This window comes from Flavobacterium petrolei (assembly GCF_003314435.2).
Lineage (GTDB): Bacteria > Bacteroidota > Bacteroidia > Flavobacteriales > Flavobacteriaceae > Flavobacterium > Flavobacterium petrolei.
Map to the genome: position 1 here is coordinate 26,280 of NZ_QNVY02000009.1, position 6,804 is coordinate 33,083.

General features: G+C 37.4%; 6 protein-coding genes and 1 pseudogene. 4 read left to right on the forward strand and 3 right to left on the reverse strand.

Going from position 1 to position 6,804, the window contains the following annotated elements:
* Window positions 1-89: 89 nt before the first annotated feature.
* From DR871_RS16210 to DR871_RS16220, 3 genes are all read right to left on the reverse strand, one after another.
* Complete coding sequence (locus DR871_RS16210; protein ID WP_113667241.1) at window positions 90-1,976, reverse strand: restriction endonuclease; 1,887 nt, start codon at window positions 1,974-1,976, stop codon at window positions 90-92.
* A 235-nt stretch (window positions 1,977-2,211) separates the two neighbouring features.
* Window positions 2,212-3,723 (reverse strand): RNA-binding domain-containing protein, encoded by a 1,512-nt coding sequence (locus tag DR871_RS16215; protein ID WP_113667242.1) that lies wholly within the window; start codon window positions 3,721-3,723, stop codon window positions 2,212-2,214.
* A 2-nt stretch (window positions 3,724-3,725) separates the two neighbouring features.
* The gene (locus tag DR871_RS16220; protein ID WP_113667243.1) at window positions 3,726-4,343 is read right to left on the reverse strand and encodes a DUF4062 domain-containing protein; all 618 of its coding nucleotides are present in this window, start codon (window positions 4,341-4,343) and stop codon (window positions 3,726-3,728) included.
* Between the two features lie 588 nt (window positions 4,344-4,931).
* Between DR871_RS16220 and DR871_RS16225 the strand changes: the two genes are divergently transcribed.
* The 4 genes and pseudogenes from DR871_RS16225 to DR871_RS16585 form a co-directional block, all read left to right on the forward strand.
* Window positions 4,932-5,309: a single-stranded DNA-binding protein gene (locus DR871_RS16225; protein WP_113667244.1), complete on the forward strand. Its 378-nt coding sequence runs from the start codon at window positions 4,932-4,934 to the stop codon at window positions 5,307-5,309.
* A gap of 43 nt (window positions 5,310-5,352) precedes the next feature.
* Window positions 5,353-6,426, forward strand: a complete 1,074-nt coding sequence (locus DR871_RS16230; protein ID WP_113667245.1) for a DUF932 domain-containing protein — start codon at window positions 5,353-5,355, stop codon at window positions 6,424-6,426.
* 57 nt (window positions 6,427-6,483) lie between these two features.
* Complete coding sequence (locus DR871_RS16235; protein ID WP_113667246.1) at window positions 6,484-6,678, forward strand: hypothetical protein; 195 nt, start codon at window positions 6,484-6,486, stop codon at window positions 6,676-6,678.
* A gap of 13 nt (window positions 6,679-6,691) precedes the next feature.
* A pseudogene (locus tag DR871_RS16585) lies at window positions 6,692-6,804 on the forward strand (prtrc system protein e); the annotation flags it as partial.

Genomic DNA, 6,804 nt, shown 5'->3' on the forward strand with positions numbered 1-6,804 from the left:
CCTTGTTTCTCTGTATTGTATATGATTTTACTATTTCCATTTTAGTGCCTTATAAAAACCAATGCTAATAAATATCTCTTATTTAGTTACTACAATAGTTGAATTTCATCCATGACCTTTTGAAATTCCTTAATGTATTTTGCAGCCAATACGTCCGCAGATTCCAATCCAATTTCACGAAATCGCATATACAGGGTAATTGTACTTTTAGAAAATCCTAAATCTAACATTTTGTTTCCTCGAATATTCAGGATGTCAAGCAATAAGGATTTTAGTTCAGTCGAATGTGTTGCCATTTGATCAGTTACCATATTATCAAATCCATTTCTGGATTCATAGGTATATTTATATTTTAATAGCTCCATTGCCATTTCAACATCAATTTCTTTTGCTAAAGAGAATTCCTTTGAAAGCCAAAATATTCTCTTCTCCAGCAAAATTGGAAAACTTATAGAATCAATATCTGGTGTGTACATCCACGTGCTGGGAGACAGATCTTTTTGTATGTTTTTCAGGATTTTTGGGATTTCTTCTGGCGGAATTCGTAAAATACTAACACCCAGTGTTTCAACTCTGCCATGAATAAGGTCAATTTTTTCAGGGTCTGTATCGGGGTCTACGGCCCAAATGATTGTGTCATCATCCATCTGCAAAGCCACCCAATGATGATCTAGCAATCTTCTTACCCTCATTAAATAAGACGAATCAATATTTTTTACTGCAAAGAAATTATAAGATGCAATTTCCGCAAGCTGTCGTTGTTGTATAATCTGGTTGTCGTACTGTTGAACCGGATCAATCTTTTGTTCAAAGTATGGAATAACTGAAATTCCCGAGTTGCGATGCACCATTACAATATCCTCATCAACATTTATAGTTTTAAATTTACCTTTAAGATCGGTGCAGTACTTTAGCTCAGGGAAAACTTTTCCGTTTTCAGTACTTATAAATGTTAAAGAGGAAGTCAGGTCAATTTCACGTGGCTCCTGAATGTCATGAATATATATAAAACTTTTAATCTTGCTGGTGGTGATATGCCACCACGTTTTACCCGGCTGTGATATTGGCAAAATTTCTTTTGCTATTTTATTTACTATATCCTGGCGTATAATTGATGGAGAATAATTTTTATCTGATTTTATTTTTACCTCAATAGTTAATGCATATAATGCTTTGTTTATAAAATCTAAATTATTGCCTGGAGGAATAAAGTTAATATCAAGGCCACCTGTGAATTGAAACCATCTTTTAAAATGCACTTCGTATCTCGATGAAAAATTGCCTCTATAGACCAATCCTTCTTCAACTTCCTTAACCCATTTTTTACTTTTAAGCTTAGAGATAATATTATTAAACGATTCGCCTTCATCACGGTCATCATATGGGAATTCCTGCACGGTAAGATCAAATTTAAAACTGCGCAGAGAATGAACTTGCCCGAGGTCGCTAAACCATTTATTCAATATATCCTTATTGTTCTTTATTTTCTCCCAGATTTTAAACCCATTCCAGTAACTTATGTCTCGAAAATCTTCCGGACTTTTGATTCCTCTGTTATATTCTTCATCATTAATGTATTTCTTTCCTTGAGGCGTTAGATCCGCATTTGTTACAAAAATACCTTGCTGGCAGTCTTTTCTCATAGACGCTACGACTAATGTATCTAAGTCATTGCCATTATAATGAGATTGATAATTCCCTGTATGCTTGCACTGTGTTATACATCTTTCTCCCTTAGTATTAGTAGTAAGAATATCTTGTTTCTCATCACCTTGGCCATCAGTTACATCAACTGCAGTATGGCCTTCAACTTTTACTAATATATCAAGGATAAATTCCGGAAACTTATCATAACCTATTTGAGACAGATTTTTAAAAATTCCTTCACGTGTCGGAGATGTGGTAATAGCATCTAAATCACTTTCAATTGTATGATAGAAGCGCTGACTTGTTCCTGAAATTAAATTGTAACCCATGCGATAGTTGTGAAATTGATCTTAGTTTAGGAATTATAATAAATGTAATTGTTATAGTATGCTTTTAGCCTTAAGCAGACTAAACTTTAAACCATCATTTAAACCATCATTGCTAAAAGGAAATAACTAGCTATCCTGATAAATGAATATAATTATACCATTAGTTTGTACTCTTGTATTACTACAATAATGGAACTTAATAATGGTAATAAAACTTATTGCTTTAGTTTCTATTCTATTTGATGACATGCTTAACCGTATCTGTCAGGTAATAACCTCCTGTTCTTCTTGATCCCTTAAACTCTACTATTCCAGCACTCTTAGCAATACTTAAATATCTTTCAACAGTTGGCTTGGATTTATCCATCACATCTATAATACCATTTGCATTCAATCCTTCATTATCTCTTAATAAAGATACGATCTTCATTAGCTCGCTTCTAATACCATCACTTATACCATCAATTAAACCATCATTTACCGCAGCATCTAAAAGCTTATTTATACCATCACTTAAACCCTCATCTATACCATCATTTAAATCATCTCTAAAATCATCATCTCTTGCCATTCTTTTATAAGGTAATGCTTTTGGTCCATTAAAGGTAAGTGTAACACCATCACCTGCATCTTTCCATACAGGATCTTTAAGACCTTCTTTGTGGCATTCTTCGATCACTTTCAAAGTACCTCTTCCTAACTTATCAATTAATCCCCTGAGAAAAACAATATGGGCAATATCTGGATTGACCGGATGTGATGTATGGCTTTTCTTAAGTTCGCTGACCTTAAGGTCTCCTGGCAGATGCCCGCTATTTGATATAATAATTTTATCCGGATAAATACTGATGGCAGCACTGCTGGATTGATTGCTGTAGTCTCTGTGCATTAAAGCATTTATAACGCCTTCCTGCAAGGCCTTGATTGGAAATTTGAAATCCACCCGTTTCCATTGGTTGGATGCAAATACGCTTCTCACTCCCAAATTGCTTATGTAGCGTTCAAGCCTGTCCTGCGTATCGAACAGGTTGCCTTCCATAACTTCATCTCTTAACAACGAATTATTGGTTTTAGAATCGCCATACTCTGTTAAGCGGACACGTACCTGGGGAATAAATTTTGATGGGTTCTTTGCAAATAATACTACACAGGCATTGCTAAAATAGCCATTCTCATAAAGACCATAATAGGACAGGAAATCCAGCAGATCGTCTGATTCAAAATTACCTCGGTGGTTTCTTCTTGATTCCTCAATAGTTGAGCGAATAAGTTTTTGGTCTAAATCTTCCAATTCTACATTTATAGCAGGACTGCGCTCCCAATGAATTTCAGATTTTTGCCTGCCATGGATAAGTTCCGAAATCTGGTTGGAAGTGGCCCTTTTAGTTTCCTTTCCCTCCCTGTAATAAATGTTCCCGTCAAAAATATAAGGCTGCTTGGATCCTTTATAGACTTTAAGCAAAATAATCTGCTTGTCATCTATCGGCTCATTGCTGATGGTTATCGGTGCCTCCGGAACAATTTCAGAAAGCAGGAAAATCTTCAGCCTCTCCACATGTTCAATGGCATTAGGAATGTCTCGTACTTGTCCTAAATCATCTACGCCTACCAATATCCGCCCGCCTTTGGCATTCAAGAAACTACAGATAGCTTTACCAATAGCCATCTTGTCAATGGAACTTTTGAATTCCATCTGATCACTTTCGCCTTCCTTTAATAAACTATGTAATTGGTCTTCTTCTCTCATTTCTATGGTTTCATTGCTTCTACGATAGCACGAACTCTATCTATATCTTTAAACTGGGTTTCAACAACCTTCAAAATGTCTGCCAGGCGATAGTATTCATCAACCCAATGTCCGGTACGCTTGTCCGGATCTATTTCATTGCGAATTATATCATTATACTGATGTACCAACCTTATATCATCTAGAACTCCTGTCCTCTTGAATACAAAATCAGGATTGGCTGCCTGCGGGGCAGGCCCTGGTAAATACATATATTGTTTCAATAACTCCCTTGCAACATAAATATCACGGTGTGAAACAAACCATCTAGGCTTTTCCAGTTCGATAGCCCTTCTCATTTCCTGATGCGTGATAGACAAATCTCCGGCAATGACTGCACCATATCTGGGAGTAATAATTCCAAACACCAAATCACTTGCCTCAACGGCATTAAGGCAGTTTTGAAGGTTAGATATCTTAGGATTAGTCGGTATGGTTTTGAAATGTGAGTTCATAACTTGATATCCGTAGGTACTTAATGTACTGCAGACCTGCTCCACAATATCTTGAGAGTTGAGTACGGTTGAAGCAACCATGATTTTCAATGGTTTTTCGGCAGCCTTTTCGTCGTGTTCACCCATAAATCAGTTAGTAAGGTATACAAAACTACGAAATTAAAACATAATTGAAGGAAAGATATTGTACATCTTGATCAAGATACCCACATCAGGATTGATGCGACTTCTTGAAAACAATCTTCCCATTACATAATCTTTTTCGCATCCAAAATCCCTGGAATGTTTAAAAGCGTCTTCCAAAACTATTTGTCTATCGGGCAGGATGCATAGTTTAATCTTTCATACTTATCTGGTAAATCATTGCTTCCCCTTCATTTTTAAATTCAATAACCAGTATGCTTTTGTCCCATTTCAAGAGCAAAGGTAACTCCGTGTTCTTAACGCAGTAGCAAGGCCGAATCTTTCAGATTTGATAAAAAATCTCCACCCATCCGGGTTGTATTTTTTATCAAAGCCTTGCTATTGCTAAACACTCACCTTTTTATGCTCATGAAACGAAACATAGCATACTCCGGCTCTTTAGACGAATAAAAAAAATGTCAGCAATGAGAAATAAAATATTACAAATGGATTTGATGAAACAAAACAGCACCTCCTCTCATTGCCGAATAAAATTTCAAAAAAAATTAATCACTAAAAATCGTAGAAATTATGAACATCACAGGAAGAGTGACAGCGGATGCGCAGGTACGCAACGTGTCGAACAGCAAAACAGTAGTGAACTTTTCGGTAGCCATCAACGACAGCTATAAAAACAAAGCAGGCGAGCGCATAGAGCAGACAACGTATTTCGACTGCGCCTATTGGCTTAGTCCAAAAGTAGCGCAGATACTCACAAAAGGTACGGTGGTAGAACTGACAGGCAAAGTGAGCGCAAGAGCGTGGACAGGCAGTGACGGACAACCGCACGCAGGACTGAACTTCAACACCTCGCAAATCAAACTTCACGGGGGCGGTAAAAAAGCCGAAGCGGTACAGGCTCCTACAGGAAACAACAATGACGATACAAAGGACGATCTACCATTTTAACAACGAGCACCTAAATAATTTAAACAATTTAAAATTTAAAATCATGGCACATAATATCAATTTTAACAGCGAAACAGGACGTTATTCATTCTTTAGCGTAAAGGAAAAAGCGTGGCACGGACTAGGGCAAATTGTAGAGCAATACCCAACAAGCGAGGATGCTATAAAATTTGCAGGGTTAGATTACGAAGTCGTTAAAAGTCCTCTATTTACCAAAGGTTCGGGTATTATCCAAACGGCTGACAGTATCGAGATTGGAAGTAACGAATTGGAAGTCCCTAACTATTTTGCCAATATACGTACGGATAACAATGCAGTATTGGGGGTGGTAGGCAAAGACTATCACATCGTACAAAACTGTGAAGCTTTCAATTTCTTTGATGCTATTGTAGGTGGTTCACAAGGAATATTGTACGAAACCGCGGGAGCATTGGGACAAGGGGAACGCATCTTTATCACCGCAAAACTGCCCGATTATATCCGTGTAGGAAATGGCGATGATGTAACGGAAAAGTACATTTTCCTAACCACTTCACACGATGGCAGTGGAAGCATAACAGCAGCCTTCACCCCTATCCGTATTGTTTGCCAAAATACCCTTAACGCCTCGCTTCGTTCGATGAGCAACGTGGTACGCATCAAACATACTTCGGGAGCAAAACAGCATTTGGAAAATGCCCACAAAGTTATGGGCTTGGCGGATACCTTAAGCAACCAGTTAGAAGGAATATTCAATCAGTGGGCTAAAGTAAAGGTGACTGACCAAGAAGTAAAAAAACTAATCCAATTAGCTCTTTGCCCGAACAGGGAAACATTGGATTTGCTTAAAAAGGGTGCGGAAGATGAAGTTTCCACCGTGTTCAAAAATGTGGTGCAAGATGCCTTTGCATACGCTATGACAAGCGACACTCAACAAATGGATACCACCAAAGGCACATTGTTCGGGGCGTACAATGCCGTGACAGGCTACTATCAGAATGTACGCAATTACAAAGATGATGAAGCCAAGTCACAAAGTATTGTAATGGGTGGAACAGCTCAAATCAAATCACAGAAAGCATTTGAATTGTGTACTTCTTTCGAGAAAATCGGTTCAGATGTATTCAATTTCAATTAATCCGAATGTTTAACCACAGGTGACCGCCTACGGGTGGTTACCTTTAAATAGCAGAAAATGAAAGTAATAGATTTAAACGGTTGCCCTATTGAAGTAACAAACCTTAACGAAGCAATCCGTATAACCAAACGGTATAAAAAATACAGGCATGAGAATGAAAGCTACTCCGATTATGACAAAAAGCAGAACGCCTACTGGACAGATATGTACGAGAAGCTGACAACAATAAAAGAAGGATTAAACAACAATTAAAATTTTTAAAACGATGAATGCAAATTTTTTCAATCAGATAGCGCAAATAGGCATTACAGGAGATTTACAACTCACTATATCAAAGGGTATAGAAAACACCCTTATTATTTCCATAATACTTCAAAA